At 69.3% G+C, this 26,469-nt stretch carries 29 protein-coding genes and 2 tRNA genes; 14 read left to right on the top strand and 17 right to left on the bottom strand.

Going from position 1 to position 26,469, the window contains the following annotated elements; translation table 11 throughout:
- Positions 1-20: 20 nt before the first annotated feature.
- The 3 genes from Q9R27_RS13125 to leuC all read right to left on the bottom strand — a co-directional run bounded on the left by Q9R27_RS13125 (position 21) and on the right by leuC (position 3,048).
- Positions 21-776, bottom strand: coding sequence for an HU family DNA-binding protein (locus tag Q9R27_RS13125; protein WP_311252836.1), 756 nt, complete (start codon positions 774-776; stop codon positions 21-23).
- Between the two features lie 234 nt (positions 777-1,010).
- Positions 1,011-1,610 (bottom strand): 3-isopropylmalate dehydratase small subunit, encoded by a 600-nt coding sequence (leuD, locus tag Q9R27_RS13120; protein ID WP_311252835.1) that lies wholly within the window; start codon positions 1,608-1,610, stop codon positions 1,011-1,013.
- Between the two features lie 16 nt (positions 1,611-1,626).
- Positions 1,627-3,048: a 3-isopropylmalate dehydratase large subunit gene (gene leuC / locus Q9R27_RS13115; RefSeq protein WP_311252834.1), complete on the bottom strand. Its 1,422-nt coding sequence runs from the start codon at positions 3,046-3,048 to the stop codon at positions 1,627-1,629.
- Between the two features lie 90 nt (positions 3,049-3,138).
- Between leuC and Q9R27_RS13110 the strand changes: the two genes are divergently transcribed.
- A complete protein-coding gene (locus tag Q9R27_RS13110; protein WP_311252833.1) occupies positions 3,139-3,861 on the top strand; it encodes an IclR family transcriptional regulator in 723 nt (240 codons plus the stop codon).
- A gap of 94 nt (positions 3,862-3,955) precedes the next feature.
- Here Q9R27_RS13110 and Q9R27_RS13105 read toward each other — a convergent pair whose 3' ends face one another.
- From Q9R27_RS13105 to Q9R27_RS13095, 3 genes are all read right to left on the bottom strand, one after another.
- A complete protein-coding gene (locus Q9R27_RS13105) occupies positions 3,956-4,900 on the bottom strand; it encodes a hypothetical protein (protein ID WP_311252832.1) in 945 nt (314 codons plus the stop codon).
- Between the two features lie 204 nt (positions 4,901-5,104).
- The gene (locus Q9R27_RS13100; RefSeq protein WP_397219702.1) at positions 5,105-5,587 is read right to left on the bottom strand and encodes a methylated-DNA--[protein]-cysteine S-methyltransferase; all 483 of its coding nucleotides are present in this window, start codon (positions 5,585-5,587) and stop codon (positions 5,105-5,107) included.
- A gap of 5 nt (positions 5,588-5,592) precedes the next feature.
- Positions 5,593-7,104 (bottom strand): AlkA N-terminal domain-containing protein, encoded by a 1,512-nt coding sequence (locus Q9R27_RS13095; protein ID WP_311252830.1) that lies wholly within the window; start codon positions 7,102-7,104, stop codon positions 5,593-5,595.
- A 133-nt stretch (positions 7,105-7,237) separates the two neighbouring features.
- Here Q9R27_RS13095 and Q9R27_RS13090 point away from each other — a divergent pair, with 133 nt between their 5' ends.
- From Q9R27_RS13090 to Q9R27_RS13080, 3 genes are all read left to right on the top strand, one after another.
- Entirely contained in the window at positions 7,238-7,612 is a 375-nt protein-coding gene (locus Q9R27_RS13090; RefSeq protein ID WP_311252829.1) for a tripartite tricarboxylate transporter permease, read from the top strand.
- The gene (locus tag Q9R27_RS13085) at positions 7,609-8,004 is read left to right on the top strand and encodes a universal stress protein (protein ID WP_311252828.1); all 396 of its coding nucleotides are present in this window, start codon (positions 7,609-7,611) and stop codon (positions 8,002-8,004) included. The genes Q9R27_RS13090 and Q9R27_RS13085 overlap by 4 nt, the downstream gene beginning before the upstream one ends.
- Positions 8,005-8,065: 61 nt before the next feature.
- A complete protein-coding gene (locus Q9R27_RS13080; RefSeq protein ID WP_311252827.1) occupies positions 8,066-8,455 on the top strand; it encodes a hypothetical protein in 390 nt (129 codons plus the stop codon).
- A gap of 157 nt (positions 8,456-8,612) precedes the next feature.
- Here the strand turns inward: Q9R27_RS13080 and Q9R27_RS13075 are convergent.
- From Q9R27_RS13075 to Q9R27_RS13050, 6 genes are all read right to left on the bottom strand, one after another.
- Positions 8,613-8,685, bottom strand: a tRNA-Glu gene (locus tag Q9R27_RS13075).
- A 76-nt stretch (positions 8,686-8,761) separates the two neighbouring features.
- Positions 8,762-8,833 (bottom strand) — tRNA-Gln (locus tag Q9R27_RS13070).
- A gap of 35 nt (positions 8,834-8,868) precedes the next feature.
- The gene (locus Q9R27_RS13065; protein ID WP_311252826.1) at positions 8,869-9,834 is read right to left on the bottom strand and encodes a type II CAAX endopeptidase family protein; all 966 of its coding nucleotides are present in this window, start codon (positions 9,832-9,834) and stop codon (positions 8,869-8,871) included.
- A 3-nt stretch (positions 9,835-9,837) separates the two neighbouring features.
- On the bottom strand, positions 9,838-11,352 hold the full coding sequence (gene gltX, locus Q9R27_RS13060) for a glutamate--tRNA ligase (RefSeq protein WP_311252825.1): 1,515 nt from the start codon (positions 11,350-11,352) through the stop codon (positions 9,838-9,840).
- Positions 11,349-12,158 carry a fumarylacetoacetate hydrolase family protein gene (locus tag Q9R27_RS13055; RefSeq protein ID WP_311252824.1) on the bottom strand — a complete coding sequence of 270 codons (810 nt, stop codon included), beginning with the start codon at positions 12,156-12,158 and terminating at the stop codon, positions 11,349-11,351. The genes gltX and Q9R27_RS13055 overlap by 4 nt, the downstream gene beginning before the upstream one ends.
- Positions 12,159-12,211: 53 nt before the next feature.
- Positions 12,212-12,349, bottom strand: coding sequence for a hypothetical protein (locus Q9R27_RS13050; RefSeq protein WP_311252823.1), 138 nt, complete (start codon positions 12,347-12,349; stop codon positions 12,212-12,214).
- A gap of 138 nt (positions 12,350-12,487) precedes the next feature.
- On the opposite strand from Q9R27_RS13050, the gene Q9R27_RS13045 reads away from it, so the two are divergent.
- Complete coding sequence (locus Q9R27_RS13045) at positions 12,488-13,372, top strand: 3-methyladenine DNA glycosylase (RefSeq protein ID WP_311252867.1); 885 nt, start codon at positions 12,488-12,490, stop codon at positions 13,370-13,372.
- A gap of 397 nt (positions 13,373-13,769) precedes the next feature.
- Entirely contained in the window at positions 13,770-14,084 is a 315-nt protein-coding gene (locus Q9R27_RS13040; protein ID WP_311252822.1) for a hypothetical protein, read from the top strand.
- 6 nt (positions 14,085-14,090) lie between these two features.
- On the opposite strand, the gene Q9R27_RS13035 is transcribed toward Q9R27_RS13040, so the two are convergent.
- A complete protein-coding gene (locus Q9R27_RS13035) occupies positions 14,091-14,876 on the bottom strand; it encodes a hypothetical protein (RefSeq protein WP_311252821.1) in 786 nt (261 codons plus the stop codon).
- A gap of 874 nt (positions 14,877-15,750) precedes the next feature.
- Here Q9R27_RS13035 and Q9R27_RS13030 point away from each other — a divergent pair.
- A complete protein-coding gene (locus Q9R27_RS13030; protein WP_311252820.1) occupies positions 15,751-16,974 on the top strand; it encodes an MFS transporter in 1,224 nt (407 codons plus the stop codon).
- Here the strand turns inward: Q9R27_RS13030 and Q9R27_RS13025 are convergent.
- Positions 16,966-17,526 carry a TetR/AcrR family transcriptional regulator C-terminal domain-containing protein gene (locus tag Q9R27_RS13025; protein ID WP_311252819.1) on the bottom strand — a complete coding sequence of 187 codons (561 nt, stop codon included), beginning with the start codon at positions 17,524-17,526 and terminating at the stop codon, positions 16,966-16,968. The two genes, Q9R27_RS13030 and Q9R27_RS13025, sit on opposite strands and share 9 nt — an antisense overlap.
- A 106-nt stretch (positions 17,527-17,632) precedes the next feature.
- Between Q9R27_RS13025 and Q9R27_RS13020 the strand changes: the two genes are divergently transcribed.
- From Q9R27_RS13020 to bioD, 6 genes are all read left to right on the top strand, one after another.
- The gene (locus Q9R27_RS13020) at positions 17,633-18,259 is read left to right on the top strand and encodes a biotin transporter BioY (RefSeq protein ID WP_311252818.1); all 627 of its coding nucleotides are present in this window, start codon (positions 17,633-17,635) and stop codon (positions 18,257-18,259) included.
- On the top strand, positions 18,256-18,948 hold the full coding sequence (locus Q9R27_RS13015; protein WP_311252817.1) for an ABC transporter ATP-binding protein: 693 nt from the start codon (positions 18,256-18,258) through the stop codon (positions 18,946-18,948). Before Q9R27_RS13020 ends, Q9R27_RS13015 begins: the two co-directional genes overlap by 4 nt.
- Positions 18,945-19,556: an energy-coupling factor transporter transmembrane component T gene (locus tag Q9R27_RS13010; protein WP_311252816.1), complete on the top strand. Its 612-nt coding sequence runs from the start codon at positions 18,945-18,947 to the stop codon at positions 19,554-19,556. Before Q9R27_RS13015 ends, Q9R27_RS13010 begins: the two co-directional genes overlap by 4 nt.
- A gap of 105 nt (positions 19,557-19,661) precedes the next feature.
- Complete coding sequence (locus Q9R27_RS13005) at positions 19,662-20,300, top strand: aminotransferase class III-fold pyridoxal phosphate-dependent enzyme (RefSeq protein ID WP_311252815.1); 639 nt, start codon at positions 19,662-19,664, stop codon at positions 20,298-20,300.
- Positions 20,297-21,424 (top strand): aminotransferase class I/II-fold pyridoxal phosphate-dependent enzyme, encoded by a 1,128-nt coding sequence (locus Q9R27_RS13000; protein ID WP_311252814.1) that lies wholly within the window; start codon positions 20,297-20,299, stop codon positions 21,422-21,424. Before Q9R27_RS13005 ends, Q9R27_RS13000 begins: the two co-directional genes overlap by 4 nt.
- Positions 21,421-22,110, top strand: a complete 690-nt coding sequence (bioD, locus tag Q9R27_RS12995; RefSeq protein WP_311252813.1) for a dethiobiotin synthase — start codon at positions 21,421-21,423, stop codon at positions 22,108-22,110. The genes Q9R27_RS13000 and bioD overlap by 4 nt, the downstream gene beginning before the upstream one ends.
- Before the next feature lie 9 nt (positions 22,111-22,119).
- Here bioD and Q9R27_RS12990 read toward each other — a convergent pair whose 3' ends face one another.
- Both Q9R27_RS12990 and cimA read right to left on the bottom strand, forming a co-directional pair.
- Positions 22,120-22,326, bottom strand: a complete 207-nt coding sequence (locus tag Q9R27_RS12990; protein WP_311252812.1) for a hypothetical protein — start codon at positions 22,324-22,326, stop codon at positions 22,120-22,122.
- Positions 22,313-23,896: a citramalate synthase gene (gene cimA, locus Q9R27_RS12985; RefSeq protein ID WP_311252811.1), complete on the bottom strand. Its 1,584-nt coding sequence runs from the start codon at positions 23,894-23,896 to the stop codon at positions 22,313-22,315. Before cimA ends, Q9R27_RS12990 begins: the two co-directional genes overlap by 14 nt.
- 255 nt (positions 23,897-24,151) lie before the next feature.
- Between cimA and Q9R27_RS12980 the strand changes: the two genes are divergently transcribed.
- A complete protein-coding gene (locus Q9R27_RS12980) occupies positions 24,152-24,826 on the top strand; it encodes a MerR family transcriptional regulator (protein WP_311252810.1) in 675 nt (224 codons plus the stop codon).
- 22 nt (positions 24,827-24,848) lie between these two features.
- On the opposite strand, the gene Q9R27_RS12975 is transcribed toward Q9R27_RS12980, so the two are convergent.
- Entirely contained in the window at positions 24,849-26,357 is a 1,509-nt protein-coding gene (locus Q9R27_RS12975) for a serine/threonine-protein kinase (RefSeq protein ID WP_311252809.1), read from the bottom strand.
- Positions 26,358-26,469 lie beyond the last annotated feature (112 nt).

Genomic DNA, 26,469 nt, shown 5'->3' with positions numbered 1-26,469 from the left:
GCGCCGGGCATGCTCCCAGGTCAGGCCTTCTTGGCAGCAGTCTTCTTGGCGGGTGCCTTCTTGGCAGCGGCCTTCTTCGCCGGAGCCTTCTTGGCAGCGGCCTTCTTGGCGGGCGCCTTCTTGGCCGGAGCTGCCTTCTTGGCCGGAGCTGCCTTCTTCGCAGCAGCCGTGGTCTTGGCCGGAGCCGCCTTCTTCGCGGCGGGAGCCTTCTTCGCCGGAGCCTTCTTCGCGGCGGCCTTCTTGGCAGGTGCAGCCTTCTTCGCGGCGGCCTTCTTCGCCGGTGCCGCCTTCTTCGCAGCAGCCGTGGTCTTGGCCGGAGCGGCCTTCTTCGCGGCGGGAGCCTTCTTGGCGGGAGCGGCCTTCTTGGCAGGTGCTGCCTTCTTGGCCGGGGTCGCCTTCTTCGCGGCAGCCTTCTTTGCCGGTGCAGCCTTCTTGGCGGTGCTCGCCGCGGCCTTGGCGGTGTCGCCGGCCTTGGCCAGGGTCAGCTTCGGAAGCTTCTTGGCCCCGGAGATCACGTTCTTGAGGTCAGCGCCCGGGGTGAACTTGGGGATCGCCTTCTTCTTGGTCTTGATGGTCTCGCCCGTGCGCGGGTTGCGGACCGTGCCCGCCTTGCGGATCCGCTTCTCGAAGGATCCGAAGCCGGTAATGGCGACCTTCTCGCCCTTGGCAACCTCGCGGGTGATGGTGTCCAGGACGGACTCGAGAGCGTGGGCCGCAGCCTTGCGGTTCCCCTCGAACCGCGCCGCCAGCGTGTCGATGAGCTGTGTCTTGTTCACTAGCTTCCCTTCCAATGAACTCAGTTCGTGGCCGAGCCCATGCTCGACTTCTCCAAGGCACGCTAGGCATTCGCGGGCCGAGTCACAATCACCACGCCGTGTTTTTCTGCAACAGATTTCTGCCGCCTGGATCCACCAGGGAGTGCCAGAACCCGCTCAACCGTGCGGTCCGTGAACGACAAGAGCGCCGAATCCCCTTATTTTCCGTGGGATTCGGCGCTCTTGGTCAGCGCTTCAGAGCGTTGCTGGCTTGAACGAGGGGCGTCGGGACTCGAAGGCAGCAATGTCGGCCTCGTTGCCCAGCGTGATGCCGATGTCGTCGAGCCCGTTGAGCAGGCGATAGCGCGTGTAGTCGTCGATGTCGAAGGATTCCTCGATCGCATCCGGCCCCTCGCCGGCCCGGATCGTGCGCGATTCCAGGTCGACGGTGACGGTGGTGCCGGGGTCAGCATCGATGTGGTCCCAGAGCTTCTGCACGACCGACTCGTCGACCTGGGCAGCCAGCAGTCCGGCCTTGCCCGAGTTGCCGCGGAAGATGTCGGCGAACCGCGACGAGATGACGACCCGGAAGCCATAGTTCTGCAGCGCCCAGACAGCGTGCTCGCGCGAGGAACCGGTGCCGAAGTCGGGTCCGGCCACCAGCACCGACGCACCGTCGTACGCCGGCTGGTTCAGCACGAAGTCGGGGTCGTTGCGCCAAGCGGCGAAGAGGCCGTCCTCGAAGCCGCTGCGGGTGACCCGCTTGAGGTAGACCGCCGGGATGATCTGGTCGGTGTCGACGTTGCTGCGCTTCAGCGGTGCGGCGACACCGGTGTGGGTGGTGAACTTCTCCATGGTGATGTCCCTCGATTCAGGCGCCGGCGACGGCGAGGTCGGTCAGGTCGGCAGGCGAGGAGAGCTTCCCGCGGATAGCGGTCGCGGCGGCCACCGGGACGGAGACCAGGTGCGTGCGGCCACCCTTGCCCTGCCGGCCCTCGAAGTTGCGGTTCGACGTGGAGGCACTGCGCTCGCCGGGGGTGAGTTGGTCCGGGTTCATGCCCAGGCACATGGAGCATCCGGCGCCACGCCACTCGGCGCCGGCCTCGATGAAGACCTCGTGCAGCCCCTCCGCCTCGGCCTGCATCCGCACCCGCACCGAGCCGGGCACCACCAGCAGCCGGGTGTTCTCGGCGACCTTGTGGCCCTTGATGATCTCGGCGGCCAGGCGCAGGTCCTCGATGCGGCCGTTGGTGCAGGAGCCGACGAAGACGGTGTCGACGACGACGTCGCGCATCGGCGTACCGGCCTCCAGGCCCATGTAGGCCAGCGCGTTCTCGGCAGCGATCCGGTCCTGCTCGTCCGCAAAGTCCGCGGGCACCGGAACCGTCCCGCCGAGCGGGACACCCTGGCCGGGGTTGGTGCCCCAGGTGACGAACGGCGTCATCTCGGAAGCGTCCAGGACGATCTCCTTGTCGAAGACGGCGTCCTCGTCGGTGACCAGGGACTTCCAGTGCGCCACGGCCGCGTCCCACTCTGCTCCTTGCGGCGCTTCGGGCTTGCCCTGGATGTAGTCGAAGGTGGTCTGGTCGGGCGCGATCATGCCGGCCTTGGCGCCCCACTCGATCGACATGTTGCACACGGTCATCCGGCCCTCCATGGAGAGCTCCTCGATGGCCTGGCCGCGGTATTCGACGATGTAGCCCTGGCCGCCGCCGGTGCCGGTGTGGGTGATCAGGGTGAGCACCAGGTCCTTGGCGGTGACGCCCTCGGGCAGCGAGCCGTTGACGGTGACGGCCATCGTCTTCGGCTTGGCCTGCATCAGGGTCTGGGTGGCCAGCACGTGCTCGACCTCGGAGGTGCCGATGCCGAAGGCGATCGCACCGAAGGCACCGTGCGTGCTGGTGTGGGAGTCGCCGCAGACGATGGTCATCCCGGGCTGGGTCAGGCCCAGTTGGGGACCAACCACGTGCACGATGCCCTGCTCCACGTCGCCGAGCGGGTGCAGCCGGACGCCGAACTCCTCGGCGTTCTTGCGCAGGGTGTCGACCTGGGTGCGCGAGACCGGGTCGGCGATCGGCTTGTCCCAGTCCAGTGTGGGGACGTTGTGGTCCTCGGTGGCCAGGGTCAGGTCGGGCCGGCGTACCTTGCGGCCGGCCAGGCGCAGGCCGTCGAAGGCCTGCGGCGAGGTGACCTCGTGGATCAGGTGGAGATCGATGTAGAGGAGGTCCGGCTCTCCCTGCGCACTGCGGACGACGTGCTCGTCCCACACCTTCTCTGCAAGGGTCTTGCCCATGACTTCCTCCACGATGGATCTGACGGTTGGTTCCTCAGGTCACAGAGCCTAGCTCTTGCATCCCATGATCTGAGACGGCAGTATTGCCATATGGACAACTCTAGCGGAGTCGGTGTTCTCGACAAAGCCGCCCTGGTGCTTGCCGCACTCGAGGCAGGCCCGGCCACCCTGGCCGGTCTGGTGGCGGGAACCGGGCTCGCCCGGCCCACGGCACACCGGCTGGCCGTGGCACTGGAACACCACCGGTTGGTCGCCCGTGACATGCAGGGCCGCTTCGTCCTCGGGCCTCGGCTGGCAGAGCTCTCCGCCGCCGCCGGCGAGGACCGCCTGCTGGCCGCGGCCGGCCCCGTCCTGGCCCGTCTGCGCGACATCACCGGTGAGTCCGCCCAGTTGTGGCGCCGCCAGGGCGAGCACCGGGTCTGCGTGGCCGCTGCCGAACGTCCCAGCGGCCTGCGCGACACCATCCCGGTCGGCTCACAACTGACCATGCGTGCCGGGTCCGCGGCCCAGGTGTTGCTTGCCTGGGAGGACCCGGAGCGGATGCACCGCGGGCTGCAGAACGCGGCGTTCTCCGCCACCGCACTCTCCGGCATCCGCCGTCGCGGCTGGGCCCAGTCGGTCGGCGAGCGGGAGCAGGGCGTCGCCTCGGTCTCCGCGCCGGTCCGCTCCCCCAGTGGCAAGATCATCGCCGCCGTCTCCGTCTCCGGACCGCTCGAGCGCCTCTCCCGCCAGCCCGGCCGGATGCACGCCCCCGCCGTCATCGCCGCTGCCGAGCGCCTCTCCGAATCCCTGCGCCGCGCCGCCGCGGAGTAGTCCGGTCAGTTTCACAGGCGAGCCTGTGATTCCGCCCGATCAACACGAAACATCGCGTCGAACGGGCAGGAATGGACGGTCAGTCCGCCTGAACTCAGGCTGCCGGCATCCCATTGAACTGGCTTCGAAACCGTGCTGCCGTCAAGCGCGGGCGGTCGAAGTCATCCCAGATCACTCGCACCATCCGCATGCCGGTGACTTCCCGCACGTGGTCTTCTCGCCTTTTCTCCAAGAAGACCGCATCCCCCGGTTCCTGCCCCGGCCTGAGCAGCCGGCCATACTTCACTCGGCCATCGAACTCGCCCAGCACCCCGAGTTCGGGCCAGGCACAGTCAGTTCGTGCGATCAGAATTCCCTGATGATCACGGACCTCGAACTGCAGTACCGGTTCAGGCAGCCCCTGCTGCCAACACAACATGCGTAGTCTGCTTTCCCCAACCGATTCTGCACCCACCCTCGTCAGTCGACAGGCCAGTTGAAGTCGCCGGGTGTGTGGCATCGCCAGCATCCGGGACCCCAGTCCGTGTAGCTCATCAAGCGATGCATGGCCCATGTCGAGAACTGAGTCGAGGATGCAAACCCCCTGTTCCACGCTGTGCAGAGCAGCCGTTTCCAATCCGGCTCGCAGCGGTCCAACCAGCAGTCGGTCCTCCTTCTGGTGAACATCATCCGGCGTCCATGCACCCTGGTGATAGACGATGTCCTTCGATGACCGCCCCGGTGACCCATCGAGGCGCGTCACATGAACCTTTGCCAGGTTCGGGTTCCACAATCTCAGCCCATGCTCCACTGCCGCAGACGTGTGGCTGAGCATCACCGTGCCGGGATGGGTCAGCAGGACACCGGCCGCCTTCAACCGATGTCTCTCAAAGGCGTCAGCGTTGGCCCACACCGCCCCGAGAGTGTAGGTGCCCTGCCGAATCCGGTGCAGGTGTCCAGCGCGGAGCCCAGACCTCAGCTCCTTGTCTGTGTACCCATGGTCCAGAGCTTCGCCACGCAAGAACACCGGGCTGTCGTGAAGTGCAAGCAGTTCATCCATGGAATGCCGATCCCCGGCCCGAAGTCCACCAATCCATCATCTGCTTTTCTGTGGATAACCCCCGAGCAGGTGTGCCCTGTGGACAACAACTGGGTCCGCTCGCTCACTCCTACCGATCATTTCTGCCCGATCGCAGCGAAACATCGCGTTGATCGGCCAGTTTCACAGGCTCACCTGTGAAACTGACCGACCGTTACCCAAGTTTCAGAAGAGCGCGTCCTGTTCGAGGTCCAGCAGGATCTGCTTGCGCTCCATGCCACCGGCGTACCCCGTCAGTGAACCGTTGGCGCCGATCACCCGGTGGCACGGGACGACGATCGGGATCGGGTTGCGGCCATTCGCCAGGCCGACCGCGCGCGAGGCAGCATTGGTGTACCCGAGGCGCTGGGCGATCTCGCCATAGGAGGCGGTCTGCCCGTGCGGGATCTGGACGAGTTCGTGCCACACCCGCTGCTGGAACTCGGTGCCGACCGGCGCCAGCGGCAGGTCGAAGACCTCCAGTTCGCCGGCAAAGTAGGCGCTGAGTTGCCGCACCGTCTCGGCCAGCACCGGGTGGTCATCCTGGCGCTGCCCCATCGGCCGGCCGTCACTGGACGGGCGGAACGGCGAGAACTCGATCGCCGTCAACGCGCCGTCACGCTCGACGAGTCGCAACTCACCCACCGGGCTCTCGATCACGGTCCACATCGTGCTCATCCTCCTCCTTGTCGTTCCTGGCCACTCCGCCGGGCTGGCTCGGTGCCACCACCGGAGCGCCACAGGTGCATCAGCGCATACGAGCGCCACGGTCGCCATGCCTCCGCCGCGATCCTCGGGTCGGCTCGACCTGCGAGGGCCTGCGTCGCCCGGCGCACCACCAAGTCGGTCGGCAGGAACACATCCGGGTCGCCCAGCGCACGCATCGCGACGTAGTCGGCAGTCCACGGCCCGATCCCGGGCAGCGCCAGCAGCGCCGCACGTACGTCGTCCCGCGGCGTACCCCGGTCCAGGCGCACGCTGCCGCCGGCCAGCGCTGCACCGAGCGCGACCAGGCTGCGGGCCCGTGCTCGCGGCATCCGCAACTCCCCCGCCTCGGCAGCCTCGCCCAGCCCGGCAAAGGTGGCGGCGTCGGGGAAGAGGTGGGTCAGCCCCGGCACCGGGGCGTCCACCTGCTCTCCCCATTGCGCAGTGATGGCACCGGCCAGGTCACGGGCCCGGGCCACGCTGATCTGCTGGCCCAGGACCGCGCGGAAGGCAATCTCGTCGCCGTCGACCACGCCGGGCACCCGCAACCCCGGGGTCCGCGCCACGCTCGCCCCGAGCACCGGGTCGGCGCCGAGTTGCTCGTCGACGGCCACCGGGTCGCAGTCCGCGTCGAGCAGGCGGCGTACCCGTTCGACGGCGGCGCCGGTGTCGCGCAGGTCGGTCAGCCAGAAGGTCGCCTGCACCATCGCCACCCCGCCGCTCCCGCCGTGATCGACCAGGTCGAGGCTGACCGCACCGGGGCCGTGCGGCAGGCGCAGGGTCCGGGCGTACGCCGTGCCCGCGACGTGCTCCACCCCCGGCACGGCGCGGGCGGCGAGGAAGTCCAGCAGCGCCGCGCCGGCGAACGGGGTCCGCACCGCGAGCCGCATCCGCACGTGTCCGTCCGGCGCGCGCACCCCACCGCGCCTGCCCCGCAACTGCGTCGGCGAACTGGCATAGACCTCGCGGATGGTCTCGTTGAACTGCCGCACGCTGGCGAACCCCGACGCGAAGGCGATGTCCGCGAAGCCCATCCGTGTGGTCTCGATCAGCACCCGGGCGGTGCGCGCCCGCCGGGCCCGGGCCAGGGCCAGTGGTCCCGCGCCGAGTTGCTCGGTGAGCAACCGGTTCAGGTGTCGTGTCGAATAGCCGAGCCGGCCGGCGAGGCCGTCGACCCCTTCCCGCTCGACCACGCCGTCGTTGACCAGGCGCATCGCCCGACCGGCCACGTCGGCGGCGACATCCCATGCGGGACTGCCCGGGGTGGCATCGGGCAGGCATCGCTTGCAGGCGCGGAACCCTGCCGCCTGGGCTGCCGCCGCGCTCGGGTGGAAGGCCACGTTCTGGATCGCCGGGGTCCGGGCCGGGCACGAGGGACGGCAGTAGATCCCGGTGGTGTGCACGGCGGTGTAGAAGACGCCGTCGAAGCGGCGGTCCCTGCTCCTCACGGCCTGGTAGCAGGCCTCCCGGTCGGTGTGCATGGTGCCATCGTGCCCCAGCTCCAGCATATCTTCCAGCGGAAATCGGCCATTGCGATCAGGTGGCCCGGTAGCGCCGCTCCGGCCGTCCGGTGCCGTACTTCAACCGCACCGCGACGCGCCGGTTCTCCACGAAGTGCTCGAGGTAGCGGCGCGCAGAGACCCGCGAGATCCCGACGGCGCCCTGGGTGCGTACGCCGCGAACCAGCAACCGTTCGACGTCTTCCTGCTGCTGGTCTTCGGCCTGGTCGGCTTCATGATGCGCAGGTTCTCCCTGCCGGTGCTGCCGCTGATCATCGGGGTGATCCTCGGGCCACTGATGGAGACCCGGTTCCGCGAGGCGTTCGCCATCTCCGGCGGTGAGGTGGGTGGCCTCTTCAACGAGACGCTGGCGATCGCGCTCTACGTGATCGCTGCCCTGGTCGTGGTGGTGCCGCTGGTGCTGCGCCGGGTGCGTGGTGGGTCCGTGGCGGAGTCCCTGGCAGAGGAAGAGGAGTTGGTGCAGCGATGAGCACGATCGTGGTGGCGTGGAGTCCCGACGCGTTCGGCCAGGTGGCGCTCGAGCGTGGCCTGGACGAGGCCCGGTTGCGGGGCGCGCGAGTGCTGGTGGTCAACGGCACGCGCGGTGACGTGCTCGTCGACGACCACTACGCATCCGCGGAGCAACTTGCCGCCGTGGAGCAGTTGCTGGTCGACAGCGGCGTGCCGCACGAGGTGCGCCAGACCATGGGCACGGCCGTGGAGGACCAGGTCCTCGAGGCGGCCGAGCAGGCCGGTGCCGAGCTGATCGTGATCGGCATCCGGCGGCGTACACCGGTGGGCAAGTTGCTGATGGGCAGCACGGCGCAACGGATCCTGCTCGGTGCCGACTGCGCGGTGCTGGCCCTCAAGCCTCCCCGCTGAGGATCGGGCCCCTGGGCGGGAACCGTTCCCAGGACGGCCTCCGGTGTGGCACGCTCCGTGGATGGGGACCAATCCGTTCGAGCTGCTGACCAGGTCGCAGCGTGCCGCACTCAACCTGACCACCACCGCCTTCAACAGCCTGGTCGAGGCCGGGCGGGCAGGCATCACCGCTCCGGAGGAGATCGCCACCCAGGTGACCGACCTGCTCGGCGCGCTGGGCAACCTGGCCGGCGCCACCGCCCAGCCGTTGCAGGACTTCGTCACCCGCCAGCGCGAACTGGCCGACACGATGGCCAGCCTGGCCCAGATGCATGCCGAGATGGCCACCCTGGTCGCCTCGGTGGCGCAGCGCCATGCGGACGTGGTGGAGGCGATGGAGCGGCTCAGCGCACCGGTGCTCGGGCTGGCGGGGGCGACCTCCACGCGGGGCGACGAGCCGCCGCGCGCCTGAACCGCAAACCGAAGGACATGCAGTTCGGCGACGTATGCCGGCCCGCACCGCTCAGGGCGGCCCAAGCGGGTCCGAACTGCATGTCGTTCCGCAGCACCGGCCCGACACAGGAATGCGTCAGGGCCCGGTCCTGGTGGACCGGGCCCTGACTGGGTTGTACCCCCGACCGGATTTGAACCGGCGTTACCGCCGTGAGAGGGCGACGTCCTAGGCCGCTAGACGACGGGGGCAACTGCTCGTACTGAGCGAGTGGAACTCTAACCGAGGTTGTCGTTCCGATCAAAATCACCTGGTGTGGTGATCTCGCTGGGATACTAGGACTCGAACCTAGACTGAGGGAATCAGAATCCCTAGTGCTGCCAATTACACCATATCCCAATGTTTTCCGGCCCTCTGGGAGCCGAGCAGAGATATTACACTCGACCCCGCGAGGCCACCAATTCGGCCTCGGACACGGTGGTCTTCAACCCGAGTTGCCGGGCCGCGAAGAGGACCATCCCCAGGTAGGCCAGTGACTGGGTCAGGGTCACCGGCAGGCTCCACCAGGTGCCGCCCGACGGGTTCAGTGCGTCGCCGAGGTCACCGAAGAAGATCGCCATCGAGAAGGCGAGCCAGTTGTTGAGGACGTGCATCGCGATCGCGGCCTCGAGGCCTCCCGTCTTCACGACCAGGATGCCGGCGATCAGGCCGAAGGCGAACCGGTCGACGAAGATCGGCGGGTCCTGGGCGCCGTGGGCGAGCGCGAAGAGCAGGGCCGGGGCCAGGATCGCCACCCAGGCGCCGAAGTGCCCACCGAAGACCTGGGTGAGGTAGCCACGGAACGCGTACTCCTCCCCCGCTGCCTGGAAGGGGACCAGGACCAGCACCACGAGCAGGAACTGCAGCGACTTCGAGGTGAACTCGTTGACCGATGGCGTGATCTCCACGGCGCCGTCGGCCTGGCTGTCCAGTGGCATCAGGGTGCCGACCATCAAGGTGGCGATCAGGGCGAGGACCGAGATCACCAGGCAGATGCCGAAGAAGCCCCACCGCATCCGTGGCGCGATCGAGGTGCGCCATCCGGGGCGCATCCGGTGCAGGAACCAGGAGACGGCGAAGACGACCGGGATCAGCCCGGCCAGCACGAGCATCAGCCGGGCCAGGCCGAACGGGGTCGGGTCGGACAGGTCCAGGAGGCGGTCGTAATCGCCCGAGACGTCGTCGGAGCCACCGAGCGCGATCGCCACCGAGATGGCCGTGTTCAGGATGACCTGCAGCAGCACCACGCCCACGGCCACCAGCACCACGATGCCCAGCACCGAGCGCCACCAGGCGTTGCGGAACCCGCGGTGCAACTGGTGGAAGCCCAGCTGTCGGGTGCTGGGTGGCTCGCTCGCCATGGGTCAGGCCAGTGCGCTCTGCAGCCTGCCCAGGCCACGCTCGCGGCCGAGCAGTTCCAGTGACTCGAAGAGCGGCGGGGAGACGCGCCGGCCGGTGACGGCGACGCGGACCGGGCCGAACGCCTTGCGCGGCTTGAGGCCGAGCTCGTCGACCAGCTTGGCCCGCAGCGCCTCGTCGATCGCCGCAGTGCTCCACTCGCCCAGCGCCGCGAGCGCGTCGTACGACGCCTGCACGACGGCCTTGCCCTCCTCGTCGAGCAGCTTCGCGACGTCGTCCTCGTCGCGGGTGAACTCCGCCTCGTCGACGAAGAGGAAGGCCAGCATGTCCGGCACTTCGGCGAGCTTGTTGATCCGCTCGGCGACCAGCGGCATCGCCCGTTCCAGGAGCTGCGCGTCGGCGTCGTGGAGCGGGTCGCTGACCACGCCAGCCTGTTGCAGGAACGGGATCGAGCGGTGGGTGATGTCCTCGACGCTGAGCAGCCGCATGTGCGAGCCGTTGATCGCCTCGCACTTCTTCAGGTCGAAGCGGGCCGGGTTGGGGTTGACGTCACCAATCTGGAACGCCTCGACCATCTCGTCGAGGGTGAAGATGTCGCGGTCGGCAGCGATCGCCCAGCCGAGCAGGGCGACGTAGTTGAGCAGCCCCTCGGGCAGGAACCCCTGCTCGCGGTAGAGCTCCATGTGCGCCTCGGGGTCGCGCTTGGAGAGCTTCTTGTTGCCCTCCCCCATCACGTAGGGCAGGTGGCCGAACCGCGGCGTACGCTCGGCGACCCCGATCGCCACCAGCGCCTCGAAGAGTGCGATCTGGCGTGGGGTGGAGGAGAGCAGGTCCTCGCCACGGAGCACGTGGGTGATCTGCATCATCGCGTCGTCGATCGGCGCGACCAGGGTGTAGAGCGGGTCGCCGTTGGCGCGGGCCAGCGCGAAGTCGGGGACGAACTGCGTGTCGAAGGTGATCTCGCCACGGACCAGGTCGTCGAAGGTGATCTCGCCCTCGGGCATCCGGAACCGGACCACCGCGGCGCGTCCCTCGGCGGCGAAGGCGGCCTGCTGCTCGGCGGAGAGTTCGCGGCAGAAGCCGTCGTACCCCATCACCTTGGAGCCGCTGGCCTTGCGCCGGGCGTCGACCTCGTCGTTGGTGCAGTAGCAGTCGTACGTCGACCCGTGCTCACGCAACCGGGCCAGCACGTCGGTGTAGATGTCGGTGCGCTCGGACTGGCGGTAGGGCCCGAAGTCGCCGCCCTTGAGCGGCCCCTCGTCCCAGTCCAGGCCCAGCCACTGCATCAGGTCGATCAGCGACTCGTACGACTCGACGGTGTTGCGGGCCTTGTCGGTGTCCTCGATCCGGAAGACGAAGGTGCCGCCGAAATGGCGCGCGAAGGCCCAGTTGTAGAGGGCGGTGCGGGCCAGGCCGACGTGCGGGCTGCCGGTCGGCGAGGGCGCCATCCGGACCCGAACCTGCTCGGGTGCGAGGTCGCCGAGGACGGCCGCTGCGGACTCTGCGTTCGGTGCGTTCAACGCTGTGCCACCTTGTTCGTGAGGGTTCCGATGCCGGCGACGGAGACCTCGACCTCGTCGCCGACCTCCATCGGACCGACACCGTCGGGGGTGCCGGTGAGGATGACGTCGCCGGGGAGCAGCGTCATCACCGAGGTGATGTGCTCGACCAGCGTGGGGATGTCGAAGATCAGGTCGGAGGTGTTGCCATCCTGGACCAGGTCGCCGTTGAGGTGGGTCTGGATCGCCACCCCGTCGGTGAAGGCCTGCGGGTCGAGGTCGGTCTCGATCCACGGCCCGAGCGGGCAGAAGGAGTCGAACCCCTTGCCGCGGGTGAACTGGACGTCCTTCTTCTGCAGGTCGCGGGCGGTGACGTCGTTGGCGATGGTGTAGCCGTGGATGACGTCCGTGGCCTTTTCCTTGGGGACGTCACGGCAGATCCGGCCGATCACCACGGCCAGTTCGCCCTCGTAGTGGACGTTCTGGCTCTGGCGCGGGTAGAAGATCGGGTCGCCGGGGCCGGTCACCGAGGTGTTCGGCTTGAGGAACATCAGCGGCTCCTCGGGCACGTCCGATCCCATCTCCGCGGCGTGGGCGGCGTAGTTCTTGCCGATCGCCACCACCTTGCTCCGTGGCAGCACCGGCGCCAGGAGCCTGACGTCGGCGAGCTTGTACTCGTCCTGGAGCAGCTTGACGCCGACATAGAGCGGGTCGCCGGCCAGGGCCACGATGGTGGCGTCCTCGTCGGGCTGGCCGTACTCGTCGAGCTCTCCGGTCAGTACGCCGTAGAGGGGGTCTTCGCCGGTGGTGAATCTGCAGATGCGCACGGGGTCGAGCCTATCGGGCGGGCGGGTGGCTCCCCGATTCCGGGTTCGCGGCCTCAGGAACGCATCAGGCGGCTGCGGAGCGCCTGCGCCTCGACGGTGGTTCCCATCCGCCGGCGGCGGCGCGCAACCCGCAGTTGAACGCTCAGGCGACGTGCCGCCTGCTCGGGACTGATGCGTCGTTGGCTGGCCATGCGCTTCTCCCTCTGTTCGATCCTGCTCTGCTCCTGACATCAAGACTCCCCCACCGGCGCCCGGGTTGCATCCGTCCCCGGGATGGTTGCGACTACGACTTTGGTCGGACGTCCTCCTACGCTGGCCAGGTGATCGAAATGCTGGACGAGGTGCTGGACGAAGCGACGTGGCAGGAGCGCGCCCGGGCACACGCCGCACGCCTGGAGCCGTACGTCGCTCCCCACCTGGCCCGTCGCGAGGCGCGGATCAAGCACCCGGTGCACGACTTCCTCTTCACCTACTACTCACAGCGGCCGGCGCAGTTGATGCGCTGGCACCCCGGCTTCGGGGTGGCCCTGGGCGGTGATGCGTCGGCGTACGTCGGGGCCAAGGGCTATGGCGGTGCCCCGGTGGCGGTCACGCCTGAGTACGTCGCCTCGCAGCGGCCGTTGATCTCCTCGCTGCACCGGCTGCTCACCGCGACTGCGGCCCGGCAGCCGACCCTGGGCTGCTTCGGGCTGCACGAGTGGGCGATGGTCTACCAGCTGGACGAGGACGAGGTCCGCCACAAGGACTGGTCACTGCGGCTGGGCCCGACCGGCACCGACGAGGTGGTCGAGTCGCACCGGATCACCTGCTCGCACTTCGACGCGTTCCGGTTCTTCACGCCACAAGCGCGGGGGCTGAACCTGCTGCAGCCCGCCAGCGATGACCGAGCGGCGTACGAGCAGCCGGGCTGCCTGCACGGCGGGATGGACCTCTACGGCAAGGTTGCAGTCAGGTTGACGCCAATGATCCCGAGCGAGTTGGTTGCCGATGCCTTCGAGTTGGCCTGGGACATCAGGATCATGGACATGCGCGCCGCGCCTTATGACCTGTCAGGGATCACGCTTGATCCCACGGGCGAGGAGTGGACTCCCATCAAGATCGAGACGCCCGAGGGCAAACGGGAGTACGCCGACCAGCAGCGCGAGTTCGCCGAGCGTGGAGCACCGATCCGGCAGCGACTTATTCAGGAGTGCGAGCGCTTGCTGAGAAGCTAGTTCCGGCGAGGGCGTTCTCCCCGGTCCCATGCCTCACACTTGGCGATCCACCACTCGTAGTCCCAGCGTATGTCGTCGAGAGACTTCACGTAGATGCCGGGCCCTCCGTGATGGATCAGGTTCGGCGCATCTGGAAAGTACGCCATCGTGAACCCGTGGAGGTACTGCAAGGCTGTCGCCACCATCGTGTCATCCGGAGGCCCGAACACATTGTCTTCGCCCGTGCCCTCAACCCATGGGGCCGCCCAATCGTGGACTGCCTCGCGAGTCGTCTCCCCAGCCAAGATGGCCAGCCAACGCCCCCGTACCTCTGCGCGAGTCGGCCAGCCGTCACTACCCGTCATGAGGACGATCGTCTCATGACACGAGACTTGATGGCTCCAGTCCGCGCGACACGATGGACCTCTACAAGCATGCCTTCCGACTGACTCCGATGATCTGTTCGGGCCTGGTCGCAGACGCCTTCGAGCTGGCGTGGGACATCAGGATCCTCGACATGCGGGCGGCGCCGTACGACCTGACCGGCACCGTGCTGGACCCGAGCGGCGAGCAGTGGACCCCCATCAAGATCGAGACGCCCAAGGGCAAACGGGAGTACGCCGATCAACAGCGAGAGTTCGCGGAGCGTGGTGCGCCCATCCGGCAGCGGCTGATCACCGAGTGCGAGCGGTTGCTGGGCAGCGTCCCACGGGCGCTCCCAGCGCAAACGTGATCCTGGTCAGAACGCAGCAGTGAGTTCGTCGACGAGTTGGTCGAAATAGCCATCCGAACCGCCCGCGTCACCGCGTTCACCGGCTGCGGGCCAATCACCGAACTCGACATCCTCCTGGTCTGCCACGCCGCTCACATATGAGCCGTCCGCGTCCTCGAACAGCAGTCCTTGCTGGACCGGGCTGACCAACTGGTCATCTCCATGAGGTGGAACCCAGGCTTCGATCACCTGCTGGCCACCTGTGGACGCAATCTCCTCATCCGTCGGTGCAGCGACTCCAAGCACCACGACTCGGGTGCCGACGGGGACCGCCTGGCGCAATTCCTCCACGGAGCGTTGAACGTAGGTGGCACCGTCGTGCAGTTCAACCTCGTTGCCCTCCTCGTCAATCAGCGTGCCCCCGCGATCGATCTCCACGAAGGCCGACTCCACCGTTCTTGGCACCAGGGAAGTCTCCACTTCGACCTCCAGCACCGCAGACTTCAACGCCGAGTCCCCGTCGTGGATGATCCGGCCCTCGGCCCAAGACTTGACGCGGCCGATGACAACCACGGTCGCGGGCTCGGCCGCGCCCACAACTGACGCCGCGACGTCATAGTCCGCGTGCGCTTCTCCCCGCACGATCTCACCGTCGACGCTCGGCAGATCAGACTCCGACCCCACCGAGGACAGGGTCTCGGACGGCGCCGACGGGGCGCCGGCAGGCGTGTTCTCCCCGGAGCCGGAACATCCGGAAATGACGAACAACACACCCACCGCAACGGCCACCATGGTGGCCTTCGAACAGCTCATTCGTGTCATGGGTCAACACAGCCTTTCGCAGTCAGGAGAACCAAGGATTGATATGCGCTGTCCTGTGATGCGGCCCGTATCGGGTATGCCATGCCAGATTCGCCAGTGGCACCTCGCCACTCCGTAGACAACTATGCGCAGTGTCGCCACCCGGGTAGTTTCCACCACCGTAATGACGAACTCCGACAGTGTGACCGAGCTCGTGACACGTCGTTTTCCGGCGTTGGGAGTCGGGGTGCTTGGCACTGTTGATGACCGCCTTGTTGAGGGTGATGCGGTAACGGTCGCATTGGTTCGCACTGTTTCGTACTTGGCAGACGGCCGATCCATATGCGCCCGCCACGTTGCCTTCGCGCCACCAAACGTCAGTGTCTGTACGACAGGTGGCGTAATATGCGGTGGTAACCACCGCCTGTGTTCTGAGCCAAGTCATCGCAGCATCGGCCGTCGCGCTCATCGTGAACCCCGACTCATAGCACCACGTGTGCGCGCCCTTGTCCGGGGGCCCATCGGGCTGAGGTGTGTCGGCAGATGCGGGTGGAATCACGCACAGTGCAGCCAAGAGCGTCAAGACGTAGAATGCGAGTCGCAGGACCACCATACCGAACCCTATGATTTTGGATACAGGTCCGCAAGGAACCGGTCAATCGCGCGGCGCCAACGATGACGGTCGACAGCCGCATCTCGCGCAGCCCCGCTGAGCACGGCACACCGTGCCGACAGCAGGCCATCGATGTGCGCAAACGTCGAGTGGTGGTAGCCAGGAATCTTCCGACGACCACGCCCTTCGATAGACTCCTTCCTGCACAGGGCTCTGGCGTGACTGTTGGGTGGGAAGGCACGCGCCCCTTCTGCGCACCCCCTTGGAGTACCCGTGTCACCCCTTGCTGGCTACCAGCGCCTCTTCGGCCTGACTGGCCCCGTCTATGTCCTGGTCGGCTTCCTGGCCCGGCTCCCGCTGGCGATGAGCCAGTTGGGCGTGCTGCTGCTGGTGGCAGGGACCACCGGGAGCTACGGCGCAGGAGGTGCCTGCGCCGGCGCGCTGGCGATCGCGAACGCCGTCGGCGCACCGTTCTGGGGCGGCCTGGCCGACCGGATCGGCCAGCGCAGCGTCGTACTCACCCAGTCGCTGGCCGGAGCCGCCGGCCTGGCTGCCCTGCTCTCCATCACCCATGTGGGAGCAGCCTGGGGGTGGTCGGCGGTCGCCAGCGCCGTGGCCGGGCTGATGATGCCTCAGGTCGGGCCGATGGCGCGGGTGCGGTGGCGGCCGATCACCGCACGCGGCCCGCACCAGAAGAAGCTGGTTGACGTCGCGTTCTCCTATGAGGGCGCGGCCGACGAGGCGTCGTTCGTGCTCGGCCCGGCACTGATCGGCCTCGGCGTGTCCGTGGCCAGTCCGACCGCAGCGCTCTCCGCGGCGGCCGTGGTGCTCGCCGTCTTCGGCGCCTGGTTCGCGCTGCACCCGACCGCGCGGGCGGCCCACGTCGCGCACGAGACCACCGCCGAGGGCGTCGTACGCCTGCTCACCCCCGCCCTGCTCGTGCTCTGCGTCTCCCAACTGGTGATCGGCACCGTCTTCGGTTCGGTGCAGACCGGCACCTCGGTGCTGGCCACCGAGGTCGGGCGGCCCGGGCTGACCGGATATTTCCATGCCCTGCTCGGGGTCGGGTCCGTGGTGGCCGGGCTCTCCATGGCAGCCCTGCCGGACCGCTTCGCCCTGCCGCACCGGCTGCGCTGGTTCGCAGTCGCGCTGCTGGTACTGGCCGCTCCCTTGATGCTGGTCGACTCGCTCGGCATGCTGGCACCGGTCCTGCTGGTGCTCGGCGTCAGCATCGCGCCGTACATGATCACCACCTTCCAGCTCGGGGAGCGGATCACCCACGCGTCCCGGGTCGGGGCCGCGATGACGATGCTGGCTGCGGCGACCGGGCTGGGTTATGCGCTCGGCGCCGCCATCGCTGGACAACTTGCTGACTGGAATGGCCAGCGCCCGGCGTTCGCCGTGACCGTGGCCGCAGGCGTGGTCGCCGTCCTGGTCTCCTGGAGCAGCAGCCGGTTGCTGACCCGCGCCGAGGCGCGTGGCCACACGTCAGGCTGACTGCCTGGCGTGGGCCCGGATGCCGTCGACGACCAGGGCCAGGCCGAGTTCGAAGTCCGATCCCTCCCGGGGGGCGTCGGGGATCGCTCCGGCGCTGCTGGCCTGGATCTGGGTCTGCTCGGCGAGCGCGTCACCGAAGACGAAGTGGAGCACCGTATTGACCGCGACCGGGCGGGTCTCCTCGTCGAGCCCGGAGCCGGCCAGTGCCTGGTCCAGGTCCTCGGCGGGGCGGGACGCGCCCAGGCCGAAGGCACGCACGGTGGCCACCAGTTCGGCGCCGTCCTGCCAGGCCAGCATCGCGTCGCGGAGTTCGCGGCCGATCTCGAGGACCTGCTCGTCCCAGGCTGTCGCGGTCCGTTCCCTCCGGCCGCGCTCGAGGATCTCGTCGGCCAGGGCGGCCAGCAGGGTCTGCTTGTTGGCGAAATGGTGATAGATCGCGCTCGCCTGGACCCCGAGTTCGTTGCCGAGTCGGCGCATGGAGAGGTCGGCCAGCCCATAGGCGTCGAGCACCTCCAGCGCGCGCGCCACGATGTCCGCCTTGCGATATCGCATGGGCTCCCTTCCCGTTCGTCCTCGCCATACCTTAGCCTGAACACCGTTCACCCGAACACTGTTCAGTTGGCCGCGGTGGCCAACTCCCGATAGAAGAGACTCCACCATGACCACCAGCCGTCGTACGTCGACCCCCACCGACATCGCGCTCATCTCCGGCTTTGCCGCCCTGATCGCCGTCGCCGCCATCCTGCCCGCGATCAACCTGGCCGGTCCGGTGCCGATCACCCTGCAGACCTTCGCGGTCCTGCTCGCCGGCGCCTGCCTCGGCGCGACCCGAGGCTTCCTGGCCGTGGTGCTCTACATCGCCGTCGGCGCCGCCGGCCTGCCGATCTTCTCCAACGGGGCCGCCGGACTCGGCGTTCTGGCCGGGCCGACCGCTGGCTACCTGATCGGCTTCCCCTTCGCCGCAGCTCTGTGCGGCTTCCTGGTCCAGCGCCTCCCCCGCCAGAAGATCCAGCAGAGCGTCCCGCTCGTCTTCGCCGCCGGGCTCCTCTCCAGCGCGGTCTTCATCCACACCGCCGGCATGGCCGGCCTGGTGCTGCGCGCCGACATGACCTGGGCCCAGGCGTTCGACGTGGACAAGGTCTTCTGGATCGGGGACGTGCTGAAGAACATCGCGATGGCGTTCGTCGCCACCGCCGTGCACCGTGCCTTCCCCGACCTGCTCGACCGCGGTACGACGACCTCGGGCACCACGGCCGTCGACACCGGGGCATCGACCTCGGCGTGAGCACCATCGAGTTCGACCAGGTCACCGTCAGCCCACCCGGGGATGACGGCCTGGTCATCCTCGCCGAGACGACGCTGTCGCTGACCGAGCAGCGGATCGCCCTGATCGGCCCCAACGGGGCCGGCAAGTCGACCCTGGCCCGACTGGTCAACGGCCTGGTCACGCCGAGCAGTGGCCGGGTCAGCGTGGACGGCATCGACGTCGCCCGGCACGGTGCCCGGGTACGCCGCCAGGTCGGGTTCGCCTTCACCGACCCGTCGGCGCAACTGGTGATGCCCACCGCACTCGAGGACATCGCCCTCTCCCTGCGCCGCGAGCACCGCAACAAGGGCGAGCGCCTCGCCGCCGCCGAGCGGGTGCTCGACGCCTATGGCCTGGGCGGGCTCGGCGAGCGCAGCGTGCACACCCTCTCCGGCGGCCAGAAGCAACTCCTGGCCCTGGCCGGGGTGCTGGCCACGAACCCCTCCGTCCTGGTCGCCGACGAACCGACCACCCTGCTCGACCTGCGCAACAGTCGCCGGGTCGCCGACCTGCTCTTCGGCCTCGAACAGCAGCTGATCCTGGTCACCCACGACCTGGACCTGGCGGCCCGCTGCGACCGCGCCCTGGTCGTCGACGATGCACGGGTCGTCTTCGACGGCCCGGCCGCCGAGGCGGTCGCGCACTACCGGGCCCTGGCCCTGCCATGAGCAGCGTGGTGCTCGGCGCCTACCTGCCCGGCAACACCTGGTTGCACCGGTGCTCGCCGGGGCCGAAGTTGCTCGCCCTGGCCGCGATTGCCGTGCACCTGGTCTGGTTCCGCTCCCCCGCCCTGGCCCTGGGCGCGGTGGCGGGCGCCGGCGTACTGGTGGTGTGGACCGGGATGCCATTGGCCACCGCGCTGCGCGTGCTGCGCCGGATCGCGATCGTCGCCGTCCTCCTCGGTGCATGGTTGGTGTGGCAGCAGAGCTGGGCGCGCGCCGTGGACTCGGTCGGCGACCTGGTGGCGTTGATCCTGCTGGCCTCGGTGCTCACCGCGACGACGGCGGTCGACGACATGCTCGACACGATCACCCGTTGCCTGCACCCCTTCCGGCGACTGGGGGTGAACCCGGAGAAGGTCTCGCTGGCGTTCTCCCTCACCCTGCGTGCCATCCCAACCACGATCGAGATCGCCGAGCAGACCCGGGATGCGGCGGTTGCCCGCGGCCTGCAGCGCAGTCCCCGGGCACGGCTGGTCCCGATGGTGATCCGGGCCGTCGCCCACGCCCGCGCCACGGGTGAGGCGCTGGATGCCCGTGGCATCGGTGACGACTGACCAGCGTCAGGCCGCACCGGGGAGCCCGCCCATCCGGCGTACCTGAACACCGTTCAGGCAGGGTGAACGGTGTTCAGTTCCGACTCTCGCCCGGAGGGGCCGCAGATGACCCCGACCATCCCTGGACCGACCGCTGCCGGTCCGGACTTCCACGACCTGGCCATGCGGATCCTGGCCGGAGCGGACGCCACCCACGCTGATGCACTGGCCGTGCTCCGCACCGGCTTCGGTCGCACCGGACGGCTCTTCGCTTCGGAGGTGGTCACCCCGGACATCCTCTGCCTCGGCAAGGCGCTGACCGGCGGTTACCTGACCCTGGCCGCCACCCTGTGCACGCCCGCGATCGCAGCCGGCATCTCGGCCAGTGACTCGGGAGTGTTGATGCACGGGCCCACGTTCATGGGCAACCCGCTGGCCTGCGCGGTCGCCTCGGCCTCGATCGACCTGTTGCTGGCCCGCGACTGGCGCGGTGAGGTGGCGGGCATCGAGGCGGCCCTGGCTGCTGGCCTGGCCCCACTGCGCGGGGAGCGCGGCGTACGTGACGTACGGACCCTGGGCGCCGTCGGCGTGGTCCAGCTCGACCGGCCGGTCGACGTCACCGCCGCGACCGAAGCCGCCCTCGCCCACGGCGTCTGGCTGCGCCCCTTACGCGACCTCGTCTATGCGATGCCGCCGTACGTCGCGACCGCGGACGACCTGTCCCTGATCGGGGCGGCGATGCGTGCCGCCGTACGGGCCCGATGAACACCTGGGGCCGCTGGCTCGCCGCGGCCGCCGGGCAACGCACGGCAGCAGGCCTGCACCGCGCCCTGCGCCCCCGTGGCGCGGACGAGGATTTCCTCGACCTGGCCGGCAACGACTACCTGGGGCTCTCCCGCCACCCCGCGGTCGTCGCCGCAGCCGCCGCGGCAGTGCACACCTGGGGAGCCGGCGCCGGAGCCTCACGGCTGGTCACCGGAACACTGGCGGTGCATGACGAGCTCGAGCGGGAACTCGCCGCCTTCACCGGCCACGAGAGCGCGCTGGTCTTCTCCACCGGCTACCAGGCGAACCTGGGCGTGGTCGGTGCGCTGGCCGACCGGGAAGCGGTGATCATCTCCGACGCGCACGTCCATGCGTCGTTGATCGACGCCGCCCGGCTCTCCCGCGCCCGGGTCGAGGTGGTGCCCCACAACGACGTGGCCGCGGTCCGTGCCGCCCTGGCCGCCGCTGCCGGTCGCCGCTGCCTGGTGCTCACCGAATCGGTCTTCTCCGTCCTGGGCGACGCAGCCCCGCTGCCGGCACTCGCCGCGGCCTGCGCCGAGCACGGAGCGCTGCTGGTCGTCGACGAGGCCCACGGCCTGGGGGTCGTCGGCCCGGGCGGAGGTGGACTGGTGGCCGGGCACGGCCTGGGCGGGCATCCCAGCGTGGTCGTCACCGCCACCCTCTCCAAGGCCCTCGGCGCCCAGGGCGGGGCGGTGCTCGGACCGGCGACGCTGCGCGACCATCTCGTCAACAGTGCCCGCTCCTTCATCTTCGACACCGCGCTGGCCCCGGCCGCTGCGGCCGGTGCCCTGGCCGCCCTGCGCCACCTTGCTGCCGAGCCGGACCTGCCCCGGGTGATCCACGAGCGGGTAGCCCTGCTCGGCCAGGCACTGGGGTGCGCTGAACTCCCCGTCGGTGCCGTGCTGTCGGTGCCGATGGCCTCCCCCGCGGCGGCAGTGGAGGCCCAGGTGGCGCTGCAGGCCGCTGGCATCCGGGTCGGCTGCTTCCGGCCGCCCTCGGTGCCCGATGGCATCTCGCGGTTGCGGATCACCTGCAATGCTGGCGTGCCGGAGGCCGACTGGGCCCGTGCCGTCGCGCGCATCACCACGGTGGCGCGCGGATGAGCGGCCGGATCGTGGTGGTCACCGGCACCGACACCGGCGTCGGCAAGACGATCGCAACCGCGGCGCTGGCGGTCCTTGCCCGGGCTCGCGGCACCGTGGCGGTGGTGAAACCGGTCCAGACCGGGATCGGTGACAGTGGGGACGATGGCACCGGGGCCGACGACGAGGCCGATGCGGCCGTGGTCCGTCGCCTGGCGGGGTGTGCGGTCCACGAGTTCGCGCGACTGGCGGACCCGCTGGCGCCGGAGACCGCCGCCCGGCTCCGCGGCGTCGAACTGCCCGACATCGCCCACCATGCCGACCGGATCCGGGCACTGGCTCGCGAGAGCGACACGGTCATCGTCGAAGGCGCAGGTGGCCTGCTGGTCCGCCTGGACACGGCCAACGGCACGATCCTCGACCTTGCCGACGTCCTGGGCGCAGAGGTCTACGTGGTGTGCCGGGCCGGCCTGGGCACCCTCAACCACACCGAACTGACCGTGCGTGCCCTCCGCCAGCGGGGCATCGAGTCTGCCGGGCTGGTGATCGGCGCCTGGCCCGCGGGCGCCGGGACCGCCGAGCAGCGCAACCTCGATGACCTGCCGCGGTTGACCGGCGTACCTGTTACCGGGGTGCTCCCCGACGGCGCCGGCCTGCTGGGAGCGGCACAGTTCCAGCAACTCGCTCCGGCCTGGCTCGGAGGCTGATCCGCTCGCTCAGGGGCGGACCTGGCCGTGGTCGGCACACTGGGCGACCGTGCCGAGCGGGGTGGTCTGCAGGCGCGTCGTCGCGGCGCACTGCGGGCAGAATCGCGGCGCATCGTGGAAGCCGGCCAGTTCGCAGTCGCTGTGGTCGCGGGCTGCTTCCGGCTCCCCGCAGTGGCGACAGTACGGCGGCCCCGCGGCCGGGTCAGGCGACGTCATGGCGGCGCAATCCGAAGGTGAGTCCGTCGACCAGGGCGCCCCAGGAAGCCTCGATCACGTTGTGGCCCACGCCGACCGTGACCCACGACGACTCACCGTCGCTGGTCTCGATCAGCACCCGCGTGGTGGCATCGGTGCCGTGGCCGTTGTCGAGGATGCGGACCTTGTAATCGATCAGTTCGAACTTGGCGACCTCGGGATAGGCCCGGCCGATCGCCTGGCGCAACGCATGGTCCAACGCATTGACCGGGCCGTTGCCCTCGCCGGTGACCACGAACCGGACTCCCCCGGCCTTCAGCTTCACCGTCGCCTCGGAGATCGCCTCGCCGGCGGGCGAGGTCTCGGTGATCACCCGCCACGACTCGACGTCGAAGTACGACGGGCGGTGGCCCTCCACCTCCTCGGCCAGGAGCAGCTCGAAGGAAGCGTCGGCCGCCTCGAAGGTGAACCCCCGGGACTCCAGTTCCTTGACCTTGGCGGTGACCCGGGTGACCAGTTCGGCATCGGCGGAGAGGTCGAAGCCGAGTTCCTTGCCTTTCAGTTCGATGGAGGCGCGACCGGCCATGTCCGAGACCAGCAGGCGCATGTCGTTGCCGACCTCGACCGGGTCCAGGTGCTGGTAGAGGTTCGGGTCGACCTTGATCGCCGAGGCGTGCAGTCCGGCCTTGTGCGCGAACGCCGAGGTGCCGACGTACGGCTGGCGCGAGGAGGGCGGGAAGTTGGTGATCTCCGCGACCGCATGGGCGATCCGGGTGGATTCGGCAAGCAGGCCCTCGGGGAGCACCTGGCGTCCCAGCTTCAGTTCCAGGTTGGCGACCATGGTGACCAGGTCGGCGTTGCCGGTCCGTTCGCCGTACCCGTTGATGCAGCCCTGGACGTGGGTCGCGCCGGCCTCGACCGCGGCGACCGAGTTCGCCACGGCGCAACCGGTGTCGTTGTGGGCATGGATGCCGACCCGGGCGCCCGTGGTGGCGATGGTGTCGGCGACGACCTCGGTGACCCAGTGCGGGAGCATGCCGCCGTTGGTGTCGCACAGGGCCACGGCCTCGGCGCCGGCCTCGATGGCGGCGCCGACCACCTCGAGGGCATAGGAGCGGTCCAGGCGGTAGCCGTCGAAGAAGTGCTCGGCATCGATGAAGACCTGCTGGCCCTCGGCGACCAGGTGCGCGACCGAGTCGCGGACCATGGCCAGGTTTTCCTCCAGCGTGGTGCGCAGCGCGAGCTCGACGTGGCGGGTGTGTGACTTGGCAACCAGCGTCACCCACGGCGCGCGGCTCTCACGCAGCGCGGCGATCTGCGGATCGTCCGCGGCAGCCACTCCGGCCTTGCGGGTGGAGCCGAAGGCAGCCAGCACCGCATGGCGCAGCTCGAGTTCGTCGACCGCGCGGCGGAAGAACTCGGTGTCCTTCGGGTTGGCACCGGGCCAGCCACCCTCGATGAAGCCGACCCCGAGCTCGTCGAGCAGCCGGGCGATGCTGAGCTTGTCGGCGACGGAGAGGTTGAGCCCCTCCTGCTGCGCGCCGTCACGCATCGTCGTGTCGTAGACGTGGAAGGAACCCTGCAGGTCCATCACTCTTCATCTCGCTTCGGATCGGTTGCCACGGTCGTGCGTCGAGGAACGGGCAAAGAAAAAGCCTCCCGGGTCACGAGAGGCAGCGCGGCGGGGGTTCCCGACGCGCTAGGCAATGATGATGTCCTTCGCTCGCACCCCTCCAGTGTGCCACGGATCGGGCATCCGTGTCGGGGCGAGCCCGCAATCCGCATCCCCGACAACCTTTGTCATTCTCCTGTGGAGACCACCCCGACCGCCCTATATTGAGCGGACGTGACCTCGGCGAAGGGCTCGAAGACCATGCGGATCAGCAAGCTCAGCGAGCGTGCCGACCTGCCCGTGGGGACGGTCAAGTTCTACCTGCGCAGCGGCCTGCTGCATCCGGGGCTGGCCACCGGTGCCACCCAAGCCCGCTATGACGAGACGCACCTGCTCCGGCTCCGGACGATCCGGGCCCTGCTCGAGGTCGGTGGCCTCTCCCTGGCCGAGATCCAGCGGGTCCTGGACGCGGTGGACCATCCCGGTCGCGACGAGGCCGGTTCGGCCGACGACCTGGACCGAATCGACCGGATCGTCGCCGCGGAGCCCACCCAGCAGGTCGACCTGGCGCCCGCCCGCGAGGCGATCACCGCGCTGGGCTGGCACGTTGCCCCCGACTCGCCCCACTTGGCGGCGCTGGCCCAGGCGCTGGCGGCGCTCGGGGCGATCGGGTTGGAGGTCGACCACGGCAGGCTCAAGGCCTGTGCCGAGGCAGCGGCCCACGTGGCACGGCACGACGTGGAGGCTTCCCGGAAACTCCCTCCCGGGGAGCGCCCCGCCCACCTGGCGCTGGGCACCATCCTCACCGATCCGCTGATGTCTGCCCTGCGCCGCCTGGCCCGCGAGCACCACGAACGCGTGGCCCGCAGCCGGGTGCCCGGGCAGCGTGTCGCGCTGCCCAACGGCTGAGGGATTTGCCTGGGCCGCCGGCTCAGAGGCGACCCAGCCAGGACGAGCCGTCCCAGGGGGCATGCTCGAACGGGGACCACTCCACCCCGAGTGTGGCCAGCGCCAGGGTCCCGCTGCACAGGATCGAGAAGACGACCATCACCGAGATCCAGGCGATCACGTTGTCCGCGATCGGGCGGCCCACCTCCTGGAGCGGCTGGCGCAGCCGGGACGCCCCCGGGCCGGTCCAGGTCGCGACGGCCATCACGATGCCAGCCGTGGCCAGGAGGCCGACGTCGCCCACGTCCAGGAGCAACAGCACCAGGACCCAGCAGGCCGCCAGCATCGCTCCCCAGCACAGGAGCAGCAGACTGAGTGGGAAGGTCACCATGAAGTGCCACGGAGCCGAGACGACATCGAGGCTGACGTCGTACCACCTGGCGCCCCGCCGGGCACGCCGGGCGCGTGACGCCGTGGTCGACAGTGACCAGCTGCGGGCCACCACGACCACCAGGGCAACCACACTCATGCCGAGCCACGGTGCGGCGGCGATCAGGCAGCCGGTGAAGGCGCCTAGGGCGATGCCCAAGCACCAGCGGCGCGCCCGCACCACCCAACTGGTCCGGGTCGGCGCCGGGGGCGGCGCTGTCGGCTCCGCCAGGTGCCGGGTCGGCGGCAGGGTGGGGCTGGGGGCCTGCCCGGCCAGTGCCATCGTCGGCAACTCGTGCTCCGGTGCGTCCTGGCGCTCCCGCGTCACCTCGCCACCCAGCTGGCCGATCAACTGGGCCAGCGCGGGACGCCGGGCCGGGTCGGGGTCGAGGGCAGCATCGACCAGCGCAAGCACCTCGTAGCCGAGCCCGGTCAGGTCGTGCTCGCCACGACGTACCCGGTCCATCACCGCCATCGCGGGCCCGGTCCCGAAGGCGCCTCGCCCCAGGCCGGCGTAGGCGACCGTGGCCGCCCAGGAATGGACGTCGGCAGCCGGTGTCGGCTCGTGCCCCTGCAGGACCTCCGGCGCCAGGTAGCCCGGCGTGCCGAGGAGATAGCCGGTGCGAGTCACCTTGTGGTCGTCGGCAAGGCGGGCCAGGCCGAAGTCGATCAGCACCGGGCTGCGACCCTCCATCAACACGTTCGACGGCTTGATGTCGCGGTGCAGTACGCCGACCCGGTGCACGGCATGCAGTGCCTCGGCCAGGCCGCGGGCGAACTCGAGCAGGTCGTCGCCCGAGAGCGGGCCGGTGCGGCGTACGTGGTCGTGCAGGTTCGACCCCGGGACATAGCGGGTCGCCACGAACGGGATCGGGCCCCACGGGTCCGCGTCGACGATCTCGGCGACGCGCCGGCTGCGCACCCGGGTCAGCGAACGGACCTCCCGGGCCAGGCGCTCGCGTGCCTCCTGGTCACCGACCACGTGGGGGCGCAGGACCTTGATCGCGACCCGCTTGCCGCTCGGCCCCTGGGCCAGGTGGACCACGCCCATCCCGCCCTCACCGATGCGGGAGAGCAGCACGTAGTCCCCCACCCTCATCGGCGACGGAGCCCGGTCAGTCATCACGAGGCGAGGTTACCCAGTCCGCCCCCACGCCACGCCGCCCCCATGTAACGCCCGGTCCACGTGTCTGTGCACCGGGCCGGCGGGGTGCAAGGTCACCACAAGGGCGCGG

This window comes from Nocardioides sp. AE5 (genome assembly GCF_031844485.1).
Lineage (GTDB): Bacteria > Actinomycetota > Actinomycetes > Propionibacteriales > Nocardioidaceae > Nocardioides.
This window is presented reverse-complemented; position numbering and strand designations above follow the sequence as displayed.

What these genes read in the sequence shown, in the direction of transcription:
- leuD (WP_311252835.1), bottom strand. Translation starts at nt 1,610, where the DNA reads ATGGAGAAGTTCACCACCCACACCGGTGTCGCCGCACCGCTGAAGCGC.
- leuC (WP_311252834.1), bottom strand. Translation starts at nt 3,048, where the DNA reads ATGGGCAAGACCCTTGCAGAGAAGGTGTGGGACGAGCACGTCGTCCGC.
- Q9R27_RS13110 (WP_311252833.1), top strand. Translation starts at nt 3,139, where the DNA reads ATGGACAACTCTAGCGGAGTCGGTGTTCTCGACAAAGCCGCCCTGGTG.
- Q9R27_RS13105 (WP_311252832.1), bottom strand. Translation starts at nt 4,900, where the DNA reads ATGGATGAACTGCTTGCACTTCACGACAGCCCGGTGTTCTTGCGTGGC.
- Q9R27_RS13100 (WP_397219702.1), bottom strand. Translation starts at nt 5,587, where the DNA reads ATGTGGACCGTGATCGAGAGCCCGGTGGGTGAGTTGCGACTCGTCGAG.
- Q9R27_RS13095 (WP_311252830.1), bottom strand. Translation starts at nt 7,104, where the DNA reads ATGCACACCGACCGGGAGGCCTGCTACCAGGCCGTGAGGAGCAGGGAC.
- Q9R27_RS13085 (WP_311252828.1), top strand. Translation starts at nt 7,609, where the DNA reads ATGAGCACGATCGTGGTGGCGTGGAGTCCCGACGCGTTCGGCCAGGTG.
- Q9R27_RS13080 (WP_311252827.1), top strand. Translation starts at nt 8,066, where the DNA reads ATGGGGACCAATCCGTTCGAGCTGCTGACCAGGTCGCAGCGTGCCGCA.
- Q9R27_RS13065 (WP_311252826.1), bottom strand. Translation starts at nt 9,834, where the DNA reads ATGGCGAGCGAGCCACCCAGCACCCGACAGCTGGGCTTCCACCAGTTG.
- Q9R27_RS13050 (WP_311252823.1), bottom strand. Translation starts at nt 12,349, where the DNA reads ATGGCCAGCCAACGACGCATCAGTCCCGAGCAGGCGGCACGTCGCCTG.
- Q9R27_RS13045 (WP_311252867.1), top strand. Translation starts at nt 12,488, where the DNA reads ATGCTGGACGAGGTGCTGGACGAAGCGACGTGGCAGGAGCGCGCCCGG.
- Q9R27_RS13040 (WP_311252822.1), top strand. Translation starts at nt 13,770, where the DNA reads ATGGACCTCTACAAGCATGCCTTCCGACTGACTCCGATGATCTGTTCG.
- Q9R27_RS13035 (WP_311252821.1), bottom strand. Translation starts at nt 14,876, where the DNA reads ATGAGCTGTTCGAAGGCCACCATGGTGGCCGTTGCGGTGGGTGTGTTG.
- Q9R27_RS13025 (WP_311252819.1), bottom strand. Translation starts at nt 17,526, where the DNA reads ATGCGATATCGCAAGGCGGACATCGTGGCGCGCGCGCTGGAGGTGCTC.
- Q9R27_RS13020 (WP_311252818.1), top strand. Translation starts at nt 17,633, where the DNA reads ATGACCACCAGCCGTCGTACGTCGACCCCCACCGACATCGCGCTCATC.
- Q9R27_RS13010 (WP_311252816.1), top strand. Translation starts at nt 18,945, where the DNA reads ATGAGCAGCGTGGTGCTCGGCGCCTACCTGCCCGGCAACACCTGGTTG.
- Q9R27_RS13005 (WP_311252815.1), top strand. Translation starts at nt 19,662, where the DNA reads ATGACCCCGACCATCCCTGGACCGACCGCTGCCGGTCCGGACTTCCAC.
- Q9R27_RS13000 (WP_311252814.1), top strand. Translation starts at nt 20,297, where the DNA reads ATGAACACCTGGGGCCGCTGGCTCGCCGCGGCCGCCGGGCAACGCACG.
- bioD (WP_311252813.1), top strand. Translation starts at nt 21,421, where the DNA reads ATGAGCGGCCGGATCGTGGTGGTCACCGGCACCGACACCGGCGTCGGC.
- Q9R27_RS12990 (WP_311252812.1), bottom strand. Translation starts at nt 22,326, where the DNA reads ATGACGTCGCCTGACCCGGCCGCGGGGCCGCCGTACTGTCGCCACTGC.
- cimA (WP_311252811.1), bottom strand. Translation starts at nt 23,896, where the DNA reads ATGGACCTGCAGGGTTCCTTCCACGTCTACGACACGACGATGCGTGAC.
- Q9R27_RS12975 (WP_311252809.1), bottom strand. Translation starts at nt 26,357, where the DNA reads ATGACTGACCGGGCTCCGTCGCCGATGAGGGTGGGGGACTACGTGCTG.